The 14,775-nt window shown below is 65.6% G+C and carries 16 protein-coding genes; 6 read left to right on the forward strand and 10 right to left on the reverse strand.

Annotation, left to right across the window (positions count from 1 at the left end; genetic code table 11):
* Positions 1-19: 19 nt before the first annotated feature.
* The 7 genes from GN330_RS06215 to infC form a co-directional block, all read right to left on the reverse strand.
* The gene (locus GN330_RS06215) at positions 20-1,006 is read right to left on the reverse strand and encodes a Gfo/Idh/MocA family protein (RefSeq protein ID WP_156711740.1); all 987 of its coding nucleotides are present in this window, start codon (positions 1,004-1,006) and stop codon (positions 20-22) included.
* Between the two features lie 144 nt (positions 1,007-1,150).
* Positions 1,151-3,727, reverse strand: coding sequence for a YtpR family tRNA-binding protein (gene ytpR / locus GN330_RS24190; RefSeq protein WP_156711741.1), 2,577 nt, complete (start codon positions 3,725-3,727; stop codon positions 1,151-1,153).
* Complete coding sequence (locus tag GN330_RS06225; RefSeq protein ID WP_343040321.1) at positions 3,724-4,149, reverse strand: GFA family protein; 426 nt, start codon at positions 4,147-4,149, stop codon at positions 3,724-3,726. Before GN330_RS06225 ends, ytpR begins: the two co-directional genes overlap by 4 nt.
* Positions 4,146-5,231, reverse strand: coding sequence for a phenylalanine--tRNA ligase subunit alpha (gene pheS, locus GN330_RS06230; protein ID WP_156711742.1), 1,086 nt, complete (start codon positions 5,229-5,231; stop codon positions 4,146-4,148). The genes GN330_RS06225 and pheS overlap by 4 nt, the downstream gene beginning before the upstream one ends.
* A gap of 158 nt (positions 5,232-5,389) precedes the next feature.
* Positions 5,390-5,791, reverse strand: a complete 402-nt coding sequence (rplT, locus tag GN330_RS06235) for a 50S ribosomal protein L20 (protein WP_156711743.1) — start codon at positions 5,789-5,791, stop codon at positions 5,390-5,392.
* A gap of 41 nt (positions 5,792-5,832) precedes the next feature.
* On the reverse strand, positions 5,833-6,033 hold the full coding sequence (gene rpmI / locus GN330_RS06240) for a 50S ribosomal protein L35 (protein WP_156711744.1): 201 nt from the start codon (positions 6,031-6,033) through the stop codon (positions 5,833-5,835).
* 298 nt (positions 6,034-6,331) lie between these two features.
* The gene (infC, locus tag GN330_RS06245) at positions 6,332-6,868 is read right to left on the reverse strand and encodes a translation initiation factor IF-3 (protein ID WP_106573047.1); all 537 of its coding nucleotides are present in this window, start codon (positions 6,866-6,868) and stop codon (positions 6,332-6,334) included.
* Between the two features lie 209 nt (positions 6,869-7,077).
* Between infC and GN330_RS06250 the strand changes: the two genes are divergently transcribed.
* Positions 7,078-7,857, forward strand: coding sequence for an alpha/beta hydrolase (locus tag GN330_RS06250; protein WP_156711746.1), 780 nt, complete (start codon positions 7,078-7,080; stop codon positions 7,855-7,857).
* Positions 7,858-8,078: 221 nt separating this feature from the next.
* Positions 8,079-8,522, forward strand: a complete 444-nt coding sequence (locus GN330_RS06255) for a DUF2852 domain-containing protein (protein ID WP_156711747.1) — start codon at positions 8,079-8,081, stop codon at positions 8,520-8,522.
* A 73-nt stretch (positions 8,523-8,595) separates the two neighbouring features.
* Here the strand turns inward: GN330_RS06255 and GN330_RS06260 are convergent, their stop codons facing one another.
* The gene (locus GN330_RS06260; protein WP_197435053.1) at positions 8,596-8,868 is read right to left on the reverse strand and encodes a hypothetical protein; all 273 of its coding nucleotides are present in this window, start codon (positions 8,866-8,868) and stop codon (positions 8,596-8,598) included.
* A gap of 156 nt (positions 8,869-9,024) precedes the next feature.
* Between GN330_RS06260 and GN330_RS06265 the strand changes: the two genes are divergently transcribed.
* Positions 9,025-9,783 (forward strand): M48 family metallopeptidase, encoded by a 759-nt coding sequence (locus tag GN330_RS06265; RefSeq protein WP_156711749.1) that lies wholly within the window; start codon positions 9,025-9,027, stop codon positions 9,781-9,783.
* Positions 9,784-9,856: 73 nt separating this feature from the next.
* Here the strand turns inward: GN330_RS06265 and GN330_RS06270 are convergent, their stop codons facing one another.
* The gene (locus GN330_RS06270) at positions 9,857-10,945 is read right to left on the reverse strand and encodes an AI-2E family transporter (RefSeq protein ID WP_246188510.1); all 1,089 of its coding nucleotides are present in this window, start codon (positions 10,943-10,945) and stop codon (positions 9,857-9,859) included.
* A 121-nt stretch (positions 10,946-11,066) separates the two neighbouring features.
* Here GN330_RS06270 and GN330_RS06275 point away from each other — a divergent pair, with 121 nt between their 5' ends.
* The 3 genes from GN330_RS06275 to GN330_RS06285 all read left to right on the forward strand — a co-directional run bounded on the left by GN330_RS06275 (position 11,067) and on the right by GN330_RS06285 (position 14,244).
* Entirely contained in the window at positions 11,067-11,708 is a 642-nt protein-coding gene (locus GN330_RS06275) for a phosphoribosylanthranilate isomerase (RefSeq protein WP_156711750.1), read from the forward strand.
* Positions 11,709-11,833: 125 nt separating this feature from the next.
* A complete protein-coding gene (gene accD, locus GN330_RS06280; RefSeq protein WP_156711751.1) occupies positions 11,834-12,757 on the forward strand; it encodes an acetyl-CoA carboxylase, carboxyltransferase subunit beta in 924 nt (307 codons plus the stop codon).
* Between the two features lie 155 nt (positions 12,758-12,912).
* The gene (locus GN330_RS06285; RefSeq protein ID WP_343040368.1) at positions 12,913-14,244 is read left to right on the forward strand and encodes a bifunctional folylpolyglutamate synthase/dihydrofolate synthase; all 1,332 of its coding nucleotides are present in this window, start codon (positions 12,913-12,915) and stop codon (positions 14,242-14,244) included.
* 161 nt (positions 14,245-14,405) lie between these two features.
* On the opposite strand, the gene trxA is transcribed toward GN330_RS06285, so the two are convergent.
* Positions 14,406-14,729, reverse strand: coding sequence for a thioredoxin (gene trxA / locus GN330_RS06290; RefSeq protein WP_156711753.1), 324 nt, complete (start codon positions 14,727-14,729; stop codon positions 14,406-14,408).
* Between the last annotated feature and the right edge of the window lie 46 nt (positions 14,730-14,775).

The following is a 14,775-nucleotide window of genomic DNA, read 5'->3' on the forward strand; positions in this document are numbered from 1 at the left end:
GAGCGGCACGCGCCGGCGCTCAGACGGGCTCCCAGCCGTCGTGGCGTCCGGCGCGGTAGACCGCGTCGATCAGCTTCTGGTTCTTGACCGAGTCCTCGAGCGTGAACACCGGCACGTCCTCGCCGGTCGCCGCCCGCGCGAAGGCTTCGACCTCGAGCCGGTATTGCCGGGCTGCCGGAAAGCGCCACACGGTCGCTTCGGCATGGGTCTGATCGTGCAGCTCGACGCGATGATGGTCGTAGTCGCCGGCATTGAAAGGCGCGTGCACCTCGATGAAACCTCTGTCGCCGTGGAACACCATCGACTGGCGCAACGCCATCTGGGTGGAGCAATAGAAGGAGAGTTCGAACGCGCCGAAATCGGCCTTCACGCTGGCATAGATGTCGGTTGCGAACCTCGTATCGCGCGCCACGGTCGCCTGAACGCGCCGCGGCTCCTGACCGGTGACGAAGCGGGTGGTCACGGTCGGGTAGACGCCGATATCGGGCAGGGCGCCGCCGCCGAGTTCGGGCTTGTTGCGCATATTGTCGGGATCGATGTTGAAATAGGAAAACGCGCCCTGCACGTGGCGCAGGCGGCCGATGCCGCCCTCCCGAACCAGGTCGCGCACCTTTTGCCATTGCGGGTGATAGACGACCATGAAGGCTTCGCTGACGACGACGCGGTTGCGCTCGCGCGCCGCGATCACGCGGGAAATATCACCGGCCTCCAGCGCCAGCGGTTTTTCCACCAGCACATGCTTGCCGGCATCCGCCGCCTTGATCGCCCATTCGACATGCTGCGCGGTCGGCAGGGGAATATAGACGCCGTCGACATCCGGCGAGGCGAGGAGGTCCTCATAGCTGCCGAAGGCATGCGGCACGGAGAACCGGTCGGCGAGCGCGCGGGCGCGGGCGAGATCGCGGCTGGCGATCGCGGTGACGACGCCGTTTTGCGCGTCCTGCATGGCCGGCAGGAGATGATCGCGGGCGATCTTGGCGGTGGACAGGATACCCCAGCGGAACAACGGCCATCTCCCTCGAAACGACGGGTTCAGCCTATCGCTCGCCGATCGTTATGAAAAGATGCCGCGCACTCCCCGCCGGGCCGCTAAGAGGGGCTGCGACTGCGCAAGCCCCGGCCGTCGCAACGGGCGGGGCGGCCGGCGTCCTCAGCCGCGCAGGACGCCGCCGGTCTGCTTTTCGACGTTGGCGACGATCCGGGCCGACAGCGCCTCGAAATCCTCGTCGGTCAGCGTGCGCTCCTGCGGTTGGATGGCGACCTCGATCGCCACCGATTTCTTGCCAGCCCCGAGCGCGGCGCCCTCGAACACGTCGAACACCGACACGCCGGCAATCAGCTTCTTGTCGGCCGCCGCGACCGCGCGCGTGAGTGCGCCGGCGGCCACGCTTCTGTCGACGACGAAGGCGAAATCGCGCTTGACCGCCTGGAACGGCGACAGGTCGAGGCGCGGCTTGGTGCGGGTCGCCTTGGCCTTGGGTTCGGGCAGGGCGTCGAGATAGACCTCGAAGCCGCAGATCGGCCCGGCCGCGTCGAGCGCCTCCAGCGTATCGGGATGGAACTCGCCGAACGTGCCGAGCAGGTTTTTCGGCCCGAGCCTGATCGTGCCGGAACGGCCGGGGTGATACCAGTCCGGCCCGCCGGCCTCGATCGTCAGCTTGTCGACCGGCGCGCCGGCCGCCTCCAGCGCGGCGAGCGCGTCGGCCTTGGCGTCGAACACGCCGACGGAAGCCGCGTTGCCGGCCCAGTGCCGGCCCGCGCCTTCCAGCGTGGCAGTGCCGCGGCGGATGCCGCCGGCGACCCGGCGCTGGTCTTCTGGCCGGTCGCCTTGATAGGTGCCCGAGACCTCGAACAGGGCGATGTCGCCGAAACCGCGATCGGCGTTGCGCTGCGCCGCCGCGATCAGGCCCGGCAGCAGCGAGGGCCGCATGTCCGACATGTCGGCGGCGATCGGGTTCGACAGTTTCAGCGCCGGCGCGCCGCCGCCGAACAGCGCGGCGTGGCGTTCGGGAATGAACGACCAGGTGACCGCCTCCATCATGCCGCGCACGGCCAGCGCGCGGCGCGCGGCGCGGGTGCGGTTTTGCAGCGTGGTCAGGATGCGGCTGCCGACGGCCGTCGTCTGCGGCAGCGGCGCCGGCGCGATCCGGTTGACGCCGTGAATGCGCATCACCTCCTCGACCAGATCGGCCTTGCCATCGACGTCGGGGCGCCAGGACGGCACGACGAAGCGCACGACCGCGCCGTCCGTCGCGCCTTTCGGAACGAAACCGAGGCGCTTCAGGATGGCGATGCTTTCGGCCCGCTCCACGTCCAGGCCGGTCAGGCGCTTGGTCTCCGACAGCGGGAAGTCGACTTCGCGGTAATGGTGGCCGGTTTCACCGACAATCTCTCCGTCCTTGGCGGTCGGCGTGCCCAGCACGATTTCCGGTTCGCTCGGCGTGCCGCCGCAGAATTCGAGCACCATGCGCGTGCCCAGATCCAGGCCGGCGACCATGAACTCCGGATCGACGCCGCGTTCGAACCGGTAGCGTGCGTCGGTGATGATGCCAAGTTCGCGGCCGGTGCGCGCCGTCGCCATCGGATCCCAGAGCGCGGATTCGATCAGCACGTCGGTGGTGCCGTCCTCGCAGCCCGAAAGCTCGCCGCCCATGATGCCGGCGATCGATTCCACGCCGTTGTCGTCGGCGATCACGCACATGTCGGGCGTCAGCTCGTATCCATAGCCGTCGAGAGCTTCAATACGCTCATATAACTCGTACACAGCGGAAGCCATTCTAGTGAGACCGTATGACTCCCATTCAGTCAGAAGCTCGACACCCAATCCTCTCTTCTTCAGGTCCAAGAACCGTTCTTCAACCAAATCACCCACTTCTTCGGAGGTTTTCGCCCGGCGGACGACGAGGTTGCCCTTCACCTTGGCCGCGTCGAACACGTGCAGCGGCCGGCCGCGGTCGAAGGTAACGTAATTGGTGATGTCGACCAGCGCGTTGATCGGCCTGAGCCCAATGGCGATCAGTCGCTGCTGCAGCCATTTCGGCGACGGCCCGTTCTTCACCCCCCGCACCAGTCTGAGCGCGAAGCCGGGGCACAGATCGGGCGCCTCGAGCGTGACGGAAACCGGGCATTTGCCCTCGCCTTCGACCGGTTCGACCGCGCCCGACTTGAGTGTGCCGAGCCCGCTGGCGGCGAGGTCGCGGGCGATGCCGTAAACGCCGGTGGCGTCGGGGCGGTTCGGCGTCAGGCCGATCTCGATCACCGGATCGTCGAGCTTGGCCCATGCGGCGAAGGACGCGCCCACCGGCGCGTTTTCGGGCAGGTCGATAATGCCGGTATGCTCATCGGAAAGCTGCAATTCGCGTTCCGAGCACATCATGCCGTGGCTCTCCACGCCGCGGATCTTGCCGACCGACAGCGTGACGTCGATGCCCGGCACATAGGCGCCCGGCGCTGCAAAGGCGCCGACCAGCCCGGCGCGCGCGTTGGGGGCGCCGCACACCACCTGCACCGGCGCGCCGCTGCCCGTGTCGACCGACAGCACCTTGAGCTTGTCGGCGTCGGGGTGTTTTTCGGCCGTCAGCACCCTGGCGATCACGAACGGCTTCAGCGACGCCTTGTCGTCGACGGATTCGACCTCGAGCCCGATCATGGTCAGCCGTTCGACGATCTCGTCGAGCGAGGCGTCGGTGTCGAGATGGTCCTTGAGCCAGGAAAGGGTGAATTTCATTGCGTGTCTTCCGTCGGTCTCGGTACGCTGAATTTGACGTGTCGCGGCAGCGAATCCGGCATATGCACGAACGGCAGTTGCTCGCGCACATAGGCGTGATGGCTGGGCTTGTAGGCGGCCGGCTGGTCCATGGCGCCGAGTGCGATCCACACATCGTCCGCCAGCCGGTCGTCGACATAGGCGACCGGCGAACCGCAGACCCCACAGAAGCTGCGCGCCACCGGGCCGTTCTCGAAGGCTTTCAGCGTGTCGCCGTCGAACGTCACATACTCCTTCTTGAAGCCGACGAACGCGGAGACCGGCGCGCCGCCGGCGCGGCGGCAGTCGTGACAATGACAATAGCTGATGTGGTGCGGCGCGACCGAGGCGGAAAAGCGCACGGCACCGCAGCGGCAGCCGCCGGTGTGGGGGGTGTCGGTCACGTGCTCAGCCCTCCAAACAGCGTCGGCAGGTCGAGCGGGCGGAAGCCGTAATGCTGCAGCCAGCGCGTATCGGCGTTGAAATAGTCGCGCAGGTCCGGCATGCCGTATTTCAGCGTTGCGATCCGGTCGATGCCCATGCCCCAGGCAAAGCCCTGATATTCGTCCGGGTCGAGCCCGGACATTCCCAGCACGTTGGGATGGACCATGCCGCAGCCGAGGATTTCCATCCAGTCGGAGCCCTCGCCGAAACGCACCTCGCCCGGCCTGGACCGGTCGCACTGGATGTCGAGTTCCAGCGACGGCTCGGTGAACGGGAAGAAGGACGGCCGGAAGCGCATGTTGAGCGACGGCACCTCGAAGAACGCCTTGCAGAACTCCTCCAGCACCCATTTCATGTTGGCCACGGTCGAGGTCCGGTCGACGACCAGCCCCTCGAGCTGGTGGAACATCGGCGAATGGGTGGCGTCGGAATCCTGCCGGTAGGTCTTGCCCGGAATGACGATGCGGATCGGCGGCTTTTGCGCCTCCATGGTGTGGATCTGCACCGGCGAGGTATGGGTGCGCAGCAGCTTGCGCTCGCCGTTCTCGCCGGGCGGGAAGAAGAACGTGTCGTGCATTTCGCGCGCGGGGTGGCCTTCGGGGAAGTTCAGCGCGGTGAAATTGTAATAGTCGGTCTCGATGTCGGGCCCCTCGGCGATCGCGAAGCCGAGATCGCCGAAGATCGCGGTGATCTCGTCGATCACCTGGCTGATCGGATGAATGCGGCCGCGCTCGGCCGGCGCCTGCCGCACCGGCAGCGTGACGTCGACGGTTTCGGCCGCCAGGCGCGCGGCGATCGCCTCCTTGTGCAGTTCGGCCTTGCGCGCGGCCAGCGCCTCGCCGACGCTGTTCTTCAGCCCGTTGATCGCCGGGCCCATCTGCTTGCGCTCCTCCGGCGACATCGTCCCCAGCATCTTCAGCCGTTCGGAGACGGAGCCCTTCTTGCCGAGGGCCGACACGCGCACGGCTTCGATCGCCGCCTCGTCGGATGCGGCCGCGATCTCGGCCAGCAAAGTCGCCTCAAGCGTTTTCAAGTCTGTCATCTGTTCGGTCACGGCCTTGCTCGCTTGCCTTTGTCGGTACCGTTTCGCGATCCGGTCGGCCGGATCGGTGTCTTGCGCCTCACACGGAAAAACCCGCGCCGGCCCTGCCAGCGCGGGTTTCCCAAATACCAGTTTTCGAAAGCTTGGGAAGGCGCTGGTTAGGCTACAGCGCGCTCAAAAGCGTTCGGGGTCGTGTCTTTCAGATATTCCAGCGCGGTCTTCGCCTTGGCGACCAGCGCCGCGAAGGCCTGCGGCTCGTGCACCGCCATGTCGGCGAGAACCTTGCGGTCGACCTCGATGCCGGCCTTGTTGAGACCGTCGATCAGGCGGCCATAGCTCAGGCCGTGCTCGCGGGCGCCGGCATTGATGCGCTGGATCCACAGGGCGCGGAAATTGCGCTTGCGGTTCTTGCGATCGCGATAGGCGTATTGCAGCGACTTCTCGACCGCCTGCTTGGCGATGCGGATGGTGTTCTTGCGCCGGCCGTAGAAACCCTTGGCGGCTTTCATAACTTTTTTGTGCTTGGCGTGGGCGGTAACGCCCCTCTTTACGCGGGCCATGACATGCTCTCCTTAAATCTCTTCCTGCAGCGTCCGGCGTTTCAAAGGCCGTAGGGCATGAACTTCTTCACGATCCGGGCGTCCGGATCGGAAAGAACGGTCGTGCCGCGTGCGTTACGGATGAACTTGTTGGAGCGCTTGATCATGCCGTGGCGCTTGCCAGCGGCCTGAACCTTCACCTTGCCGGTCGCGGTCACCTTGAACCGCTTCTTGACCGACGATTTGGTCTTCATCTTGGGCATTTTGCTTTCCTCTTCTTATTTGCCTCGCAAGCGAGGTTATGACGCTCCGGATGGACCAGCATCCGGAAAGCATAAGAAACCGCCACGGCATGCCCTGCCGGGCGGCTCTTTGAACGCGGCCTTATAACGACTGGGGCGTCGGAGAGCAAGGGGCAAGAAGCCCGCTGGAAATCACGCGGTCGGGAGCCCAGCAATCGCAAGCCGACCCCGCCCGGCACCTCCTGGCAGCGCCGGCGTCAGGCGTTCTGCCGCCGGCGCCACGGGCCGCGACCGATGCCGCCCGTGGCCGTCGGTCGGCTCATCGCGGAGAAAGAACCATCATCATCTGGCGGCCTTCGAGCTTGGGTTCGGCCTCGACCTTGGCGATTTCCTCGACTTCGGCGCGCACCCGGTTCAAAAGCTGCATGCCGAGCTCCAGATGGGCCATCTCGCGACCGCGAAAGCGCAGCGTCAGCTTGACCTTGTCGCCTTCCTCGAAAAACCGGCGCACGGCCTTCATCTTGGTCTCGTAATCGTGGTCGTCGATATTCGGGCGCATCTTGATCTCTTTGATCTCGATGACCTTCTGGTTGCGCCGCGCCTCGGCCGCCTTTTTCTGGGTCTGGTATTTCAGCTTGCCGAGATCGATGATCTTGCACACCGGCGGATCGGAATTCGGCGCGATCTCGACCAGGTCGAGCCCGAGATCCTCGGCCGCTTCCAGGGCTTCTTGAATGGAAACAGCGCCCCGGTTCTGTCCGTCGGGGTCGATGAGCTGGACCCTGGGGGCCCGGATGTCGCGATTGGCGCGCGGGCCTTCCTTGACGGGGGCCGCGGCTTTGTAAGGTCTGCGAATGGTCGTGTTCTCCTTGTTCCGTTGACGTTCGGGGACGGCAATCCGGCCCGCCCCAGGCATCGAGCGGTCTATGTCGGTGCGTTCGGGGCCATGTCAATAGCACGAAGGCGCAAAAAAAACCATCTTCCCGCTTGGACCGGCGGCAAGGTGAAAGGCGGGCCTTTTCGGGCGCCGTACCCTGTGCCAAAAGGGCGCCCGGAGAACAGCGCATGGCACAACACCCCACGGAAATGCTCGATGTCGACAGCGTGCCGATCGCGGTCAGGCGCCGCCGGGGCCGCGCTCCCGGGCTGGTCTGGCTTGGCGGCTATCGCTCCGACATGCTGGGAACCAAGGCCGAGCAGCTCGATTTGTGGGCGGCCGAGAGCGGCCATGCCTGTGTCCGGCACGATTATTCCGGCCACGGCGAATCCGGCGGCGCGTTCCGCGACGGCACGATTTCGCGCTGGCTGGCCGAAAGCCTGGCGGTCTTTCGTCAGTTCACCGACGGCCCCCAGATCCTGGTCGGCTCATCGATGGGCGCCTGGATCGCGCTGCGCATGGTGCAGGAACTCAATCGCGGCAGTGCCGACGATCGCGTCGCCGGCCTCGTGCTGATCGCGCCGGCGCCCGACTTCACCGTCGAACTGATGGAACCGCACCTGACGGACCGCCATCGCCGCGACCTGGAGCAAAAGGGCTATTTCGAGGAACCGTCCGAGTATGGGCCCGAGCCCGACCTTTATACCCGCGCACTGTTTGAGGACGGCGCGCGCAACCGCGTGCTCACCGGCCTGATCGAGACCCATTGCCCGGTGACGGTCCTGCAGGGCATGCAGGACCCGGACGTGCCCTATGCGCATGCGCTGAAACTGGTCGACCATCTCCCGGCCGAGGATGTCACGCTGACGCTGATCCGCGATGGCGATCACCGGCTGTCGCGGCCGCAGGATATCGCGCTTCTGCGTTGTGCGGTCGCCGATCTCGCCACGCGCGCGGGCTCGAACTGACGACCGTCACCTTGGTGCCGATACCGGCTTTTGCGCAGTAGCGGCGCTGGGTCGGAGGCGCTGAAAAGCCACCGGCCGTCAGCGGAGCGCCTGAAAAAAGATAAATTTCTTAATATGTTACCCGGTTTCACCTGGCGGTTATCTTGAAACGCCTCCGCCCTGTGCCCATCTCGAAATCATGCAGCCGGATGGGCTGTTTCGAACGGAAGGAACCGGAAAATATGACCACGAGTGCACTGATCCGCCCGGCCTGGACGCCGGCGACGATTGCGCTGATGGTGCTTGGCTTCATCGTGTTCTGGCCGCTTGGCCTCGCCATGCTCGCTTACATCTTGTGGGGCGATCGGCTCGATGGTTTCAAGCGCGACGTCAACGAGGCGACGGATGGCCTTTTCGCGGCCTGCCGCCCGCGCAAGGGTGGTCGTTATGGCCGCCATGCGCATACCGGCAATGTCGCCTTCGACGACTGGCGCAGCAAAGAGCTCGAGCGCATCGAGGCCGAACGGCGCAAGCTGGAAGAAATGCGCGAGGAGTTCGACGATTATCTGCGCGAACTGCGTCGGGCCAAGGACCAGGAAGAGTTCGACCGCTTCATGGCCGACCGCGAGCGCCGACGCAGCGAGAAGTCGAGCGAGGACAAGTCTACCGGTCTACTCGACGAGTAAAGACCGGTCAGGAACGAACGCGAAACGGCGCCGCGTCAGCGACGCCGTTTTTTGTTGGCCGCAGCAAGGACGGTCAGCGCCCGCCTCGGTTGTCGCACTGAGTACGGCTTCCCCCGGCGGGACATGACTTGCTGGCCGGACGGCGTTTTTCGGGCTTTTCGCCGCCCTGCCGGTCGGTTTCGACCGACGACGTGGTCGCGGGTCTTGTGGTTTTGGCCGGCTTGGAGCGCTTGTAGACGTGCGCCGGCGGTCCGCCTCCGTCGCGGGCATAGGCGTCCGCAGCGAGCGACGTCGCAAAGGCGGCGAGCGAAACGACGGCCGTCAGCATGACTATTTTCCTGAACATGGTGTTCCCTTCCCTTTTTGCGACGGGCCGATCCCGGCGCTGATGCTTGGTCGCCGCAGGGTGAAAAAAGGTTCGAGGAAAACTGCGCTATCGCGGTGTCGTCCGCGGCATCATGACGATCTCCCGCTTCGCCATCGAATCGCTTAACGTCGCTCCATGTTCTCCGGATTGAGAAAACCGCCCGCCCGCGCCAAGCGTGCCGCTCCGATCGAGCGCACGCACGATGTCGCGGGACGCGCGCTGCCGCTCAAGATTGTCGAAAACGAGCGCGCCCGACGCCTGACGCTCAGGATCGACGCCGGCGGCCAGGGGCTGCGGGTGACGGTGCCGCCCGGCCTGCCGCCGCGCGAAGTCGACCGTTTTCTGGAAACCCATCGCGGCTGGCTCGAAGCGCGGCTGGAGAAATTTCCCGACCGGCCGCAGGTCCGTCCCGGCATCAAGATCCCGCTGCGCGGCGTGCCGCATGTGATCGTGCACGAACCGGGTCGCCGCGGCACGGTGGAGGTCGCGACCGATGCCGGCGATCCGGCGCTGATCGTTCATGGCGAGCGCAGGCATCTGTCCCGGCGCCTGGCCGATTTCCTCAAGCGCGAGGCTCGTCGCGATATCGAAGCGCTGGTCGCCCGCCATGCCGGCGCGGTCGGTCGGCCCGCCCGGGCGATCCGCTATCGCGATACGACGAGCCGCTGGGGCTCATGCACCGCCGACGGGGTGCTGTCGTTTTCATGGCGTATCATGATGGCGCCGCCGACCGTCATCGATTATCTCGTCGCGCATGAGGTGGCGCATCTGAAGGAAATGAATCACGGGCCGAAATTCTGGAGCCTGTGTCGGACGTTGTGCCCGCGCACCGACGAGGCCAGGGCCTGGCTCAAACGCAATGGCGGCAAGCTGCAGGCGATCCGCTTCACCTGATGGGTCCGGGGCCGCCGGTTTTTTTTCGGATGCAATCCCGAAAGCGACATCGGCTTTCGGAAAGGACCATGCTTCAGCGCGGCGATTTCGGACCGATCGGGACGAGGTTGCTGAAGACGGCATAGGCGATCAGCAATGCCGGGATGGCGATGAAACCACCGATTGGGCCCCACACCCAGATCCAGAACGCGAGCGCCAAAAGCACCATGAAAGGGTTCAGCGTCAGCGTGCGGCCGAGCACCATCGGGGTGACGAACTGCGCTTCCATGAGGTTGACGGCGAGGAAGGCCAGCGGCGGCACGAAGCTGCCGGCAAGCGTATCGAACGTTGCCAACCCGACGGCGAACAACAGTCCGGCCATGATCGCCGGCCCGATATAGACGACGAAATTCAACAGCATGGCCAGCATGCCCCACAGCGCCGGTGACGGCACGCCGATGATCCAAAGCACCAGCGCGACCGCGATGCCGAGCGCGACATTGATGACGGCGATCGACAGCAGGTAGCGCGACACCAGGGTCTCGACATCCCTGAAGATATGCGCGGTGCGCCAGCGCAGGCGGCGGTTGATGACGACCTTCATAATACCTGTGCGGATATCGTGGCGCGTCGCGACGAAGAAGAACAGGCTCGCCAGGAAAAGCAGCACCTGGGCGCCGAGCGCCGGCGCCATGATCGCGATGTCGGTCACGTCGCCGCCCTCGTCGACCTCCACCGTGACGCCCGACCCGCCGGTGACCGTGCGCAACTCGTTTTGCACGTCGCGAAGCGTGTTGATGGGTTCGCGAAGCTGGGCGAGCTGGATCTGCAGTTTCTGCCAGATGCGCGGCAGTTCCCCGGTCCAGTAGGACAAAGGCCCGATCAAAGCGGCGGCGAACAGCGCGACCAGCGCCACAAACAGCAGACAAACGATCGCCGCCGACAGCCAGGACGGCAGGCCGCGCTTTTCCAGCCGGGTGGCGATCGGTCCGAGCATCAACCCGATGACGATCGCCAGGCACAGCGGCGCCAGAATGAACTTGCCCGCGACCAGCATGAAGACGAAACCCAACAGCCCGATCAAGAGCAGGGCAATCATCGCGCCGCGCGCAAGCAACAAGTCGGGATCCAAAGCCGCCCTAGACGCCGGGCGGCGGTATCCGCCCCATTCGAACATGTTCATCGAAAAATCCCGTTATTCCCCCTTCGATAACACATCAGGGCGCAAAAGGTTCGCCTAGGCCCGTCACGGCGCCTGTGGCGCGCGCCTCGACATTGGCATGTGGCGGGGGTATTGCGGGAAAATGGATATCAAGATCTGCGGATTGAGCACGGCCGAAGCGGTCGCCGCCGCGCTGGCGGGCGGCGCCAGCCATGTCGGCTTCATCTTTTTCGACAAGAGCCCGCGCCATGTCGACCCTGGCACGGCGGGCGGTCTGCGGCGCGCGGCGCGCGGGCGCGCCCTGGCCGTGGCCGTGGCCGTCGACGCCGACGACGCCACGCTCGACGCCATCGTAGCGGCGATGGAGCCCGACATGCTGCAATTGCACGGGCGCGAAACGCCTGAGCGCGTGGCCGCGGTCAGGGCACGGCACGGCCTGCCGGTGATGAAGGCGTTTTCGGTGAGCGCGTCCGCCGACCTCGACCCCGTCGAGGCCTATCGCGGCATCGCCGACCGGTTCCTGTTCGACGCCAAGCCCCCTAAAGGCTCCGCGCTTCCCGGCGGCAACGGCGTTGCCTTCGACTGGCGGGTGCTGGCCGGGCTTGACCCGTCCGTCGACTACATGCTTTCAGGCGGCCTCAACAAAGCCAATATCGGCGAGGCGCTGCGCCTGCTCTCTCCGCCGGGCATCGACGTGTCGTCCGGGGTCGAGAGCGCACCCGGCCAGAAGGATGTTGCCTTGATCGAAGCTTTCCTTGAGGCTGTGAGCGCAAACGCTGGCTGAGCGCGTCCGAATTCCCGCCGAAAGCCGGGCCCGCCCCGGCCGTACCCCTGAAGAACGCCGCCGCGACGATGTCTTGCGACGGCGGACCGACGGCCCCATCTTCTCCTGAACGCGGAGACCGACCGATGAACTGGATCACCAACTACGTCCGGCCCAAGATCAATTCCATGCTCGGCCGGCGCGACATGCCGGAGAATTTGTGGATCAAATGTCCCGAAACCGGCGAGATGGTCTTTCACAAGGATCTTGAGGACAATCAATGGGTGATCCCTTCGTCCGGCCATCACATGAAGATTTCGGCGCGCCAGCGGTTGAAATTCTTCTTTGACGATGGCCGGTTCGAGGCGCTTGGAAACCCGAAGGTCGCCACCGATCCGCTGAAATTCCGCGACGAGAAGCGTTATACCGACCGGCTGCGTGAAAACCGCGCCAAGACCGGCATGGACGACACCGTGCTCGGCGCGACCGGAACCATCGAGGGACTGCCGATCGTCGCCGTCGTCCAGGACTTCGCCTTCATGGGCGGCTCTCTCGGCATGGCCGCCGGCGAGGCGATCATCCACGCGCTGGAGACCGCCCTCGAGATGAAGCGCCCGCTCGTCCTGTTCGCCGCCTCGGGCGGGGCGCGCATGCAGGAGGGCATTCTGTCGCTGATGCAATTGCCGCGCACCACGATCGCGGTCGATCGTCTGAAGGAGGCCGGGCTGCCCTATCTGGTGGTGCTCACCAATCCGACGACGGGCGGCGTCACCGCCTCCTACGCGATGATCGGCGACGTCCATATCGCCGAGCCCGGCGCCCTGATCGGCTTTGCCGGGCCGAGAGTGATCGCGCAGACCATTCGCGAGAAACTGCCCGAGGGTTTCCAGCGGGCCGAATATCTGATGGAGCACGGCATGGTCGACATGGTCGTGCCGCGCACGGAACTCAAGCCCACCATCGCGCGCCTGCTCAAAATCCTGGTCCATGCGCCGCAGGAACAGGTGATGGCGCAGGCAGAACCGGCAGCGCCGCTGCCGGAAACGCCCGAGGAACAGCCCCGCGCCTAACTCGCGGATGTCGGGCCGGCGCCGCGCGGACGAACCGCGTTGCGGCATGAGCCTAAAAAAACGGGTGCCGGTTTCGACGGGGATGATGGCCTGCGCCAGACAGCATCACCATCGGACTCAACCCACCCAGCCATGATCTTGGAAGGGATATGCAGATTTTGACCAGCAAGGCCGACCGCGAGATCGCGCGGCTGTCCACGCTTCACCCGAAAGGGTTCGACCTGTCGCTGGGGCGTATCGCACGGCTGCTCGACCGGCTCGGCAATCCGCATCGCCGTCTGCCGCCGGTGATCCACATCGCCGGCACCAACGGCAAGGGCTCGGCAGCCGCCTTCGCGCGCGCGCTGATCGAGGAAGCGGGGCTGACGACGCATGTCCATACCTCGCCGCATCTCGTCAACTGGCACGAGCGCTATCGGCTGGGGGCGCCGGGCGGCGGACGCCTGGTGGCAGACGACGTGCTCGCCGACGCGGTCAAACGGGTCGCGGAGGCCAATGCCGGCGACAAGATCACCGTCTTCGAGATCCTGACCGCCGTCGGCTTCCTGCTGTTTTGCGAACATCCCGCCGATGTCGCGATCCTCGAAGTCGGTCTCGGCGGTCGCTTCGACGCCACCAACATGATCGAGCGGCCGGCGGTATCGGTCATCATGCCGATCTCGCTCGACCACGAATCCTATCTGGGCGACCGCGTCGAGCTGATCGCGGTGGAGAAGGCTGGGATCATCAAGGCCGGCGTGCCGGTCGTGGTCGGTCATCAGGATTCCGACACGGTGCGCGAGGTGATCGTGTCGACCGCCGAGAGGCTGGACGCGCCCTGTTTCATCTACGGCCAGGATTTCCTGGCCATGTCAGAACATGGCCGCATGGTTTACCAGGACGAGGACGGCCTGATGGACCTGCCGATGCCGGGGCTTGCCGGCCGACACCAGCTCGCCAACGCCGCCGCCGCGATCGCGGCGGTCAAGGCGGCCGGGTTTCCGATCAGCACCGGCGATGTCGAACGCGCCATGACCAGCGTGCGCTGGCCGGGCCGCCTGCAGCGCCTGGGCGACGGGCTGATGGCCGCGCTGGCGCCCGAAGGATCGGAACTGTGGATCGACGGCGGCCACAATCCCGGCGCGGCGGCGGTGATAGCCGAGACGCTGGCCGAGCAGGAAGACCGGCATTCGCGCCCGCTTTTCCTGATCTGCGGCATGCTCAACACCAAGGACCAGGTGAACTATTTTCGCGCCTTCGCGGGCATGGCGCGACACGTTTTTACGGTGCCGGTCAACAATACCGAGGCCGGCGTGCCCAATGCGGAGCTTGCCGTGCGAGCCAACGAGGCCGGGCTGTCGGCCGAGCCGATCCATTCGCCGGCCGACGCGCTGAAGCTCTTGCGCGCGACATGGGACGATGCCGAACCGCCGCCGCGCATCCTGATTTGCGGATCGCTTTATCTGATCGGGGAAGTGCTGGCCGAAAACGGCACCCCGCCGCAATAGGCCGCATCATATTTCGACCGCGGCCACCGGTAGCCGGCACGGCCCCGCCGCGTCCGCATCCGCGGCACCAGGCTGCCTCCGGCCCGGCGGAGCCGACCCTGCGCCCGGCAACAAAAAACCCCGGCGCGGCGGCCGGGCTTTTCGTCTGCGTTCGGATCCGGTTACGCGACCGCGTTGTCGATCCAGGCCGACAGCGCGGTCTTCGGCGCCGCGCCGACCTTGATGTCGGCCACTTCACCGCCCTTGAACAGCATCAAGGTCGGGATCGAACGGACGCCGAACTGGGCGGCCAGTTCCGGGTTCTCGTCGATATTGACCTTGGCGACCTTCACCTTGCCGGCCATTTCCTTGGAGATTTCCTCCAGCGACGGCGCGATCATCTTGCACGGGCCGCACCACTCGGCCCAGAAATCGACCACGACCGGTTCGGCTGACTCGAGCACGTCGGTCTTGAAATTGTCCTTGTCCGTCGTGAGAGGGGACATCGCGATCTCCTTGATCAATCGTTTCGGGCTGCATGTGGGGATCGGC

This window comes from Nitratireductor arenosus (genome assembly GCF_009742725.1).
Taxonomy (GTDB): Bacteria; Pseudomonadota; Alphaproteobacteria; order Rhizobiales; family Rhizobiaceae; genus Mangrovimarina; species Mangrovimarina arenosa.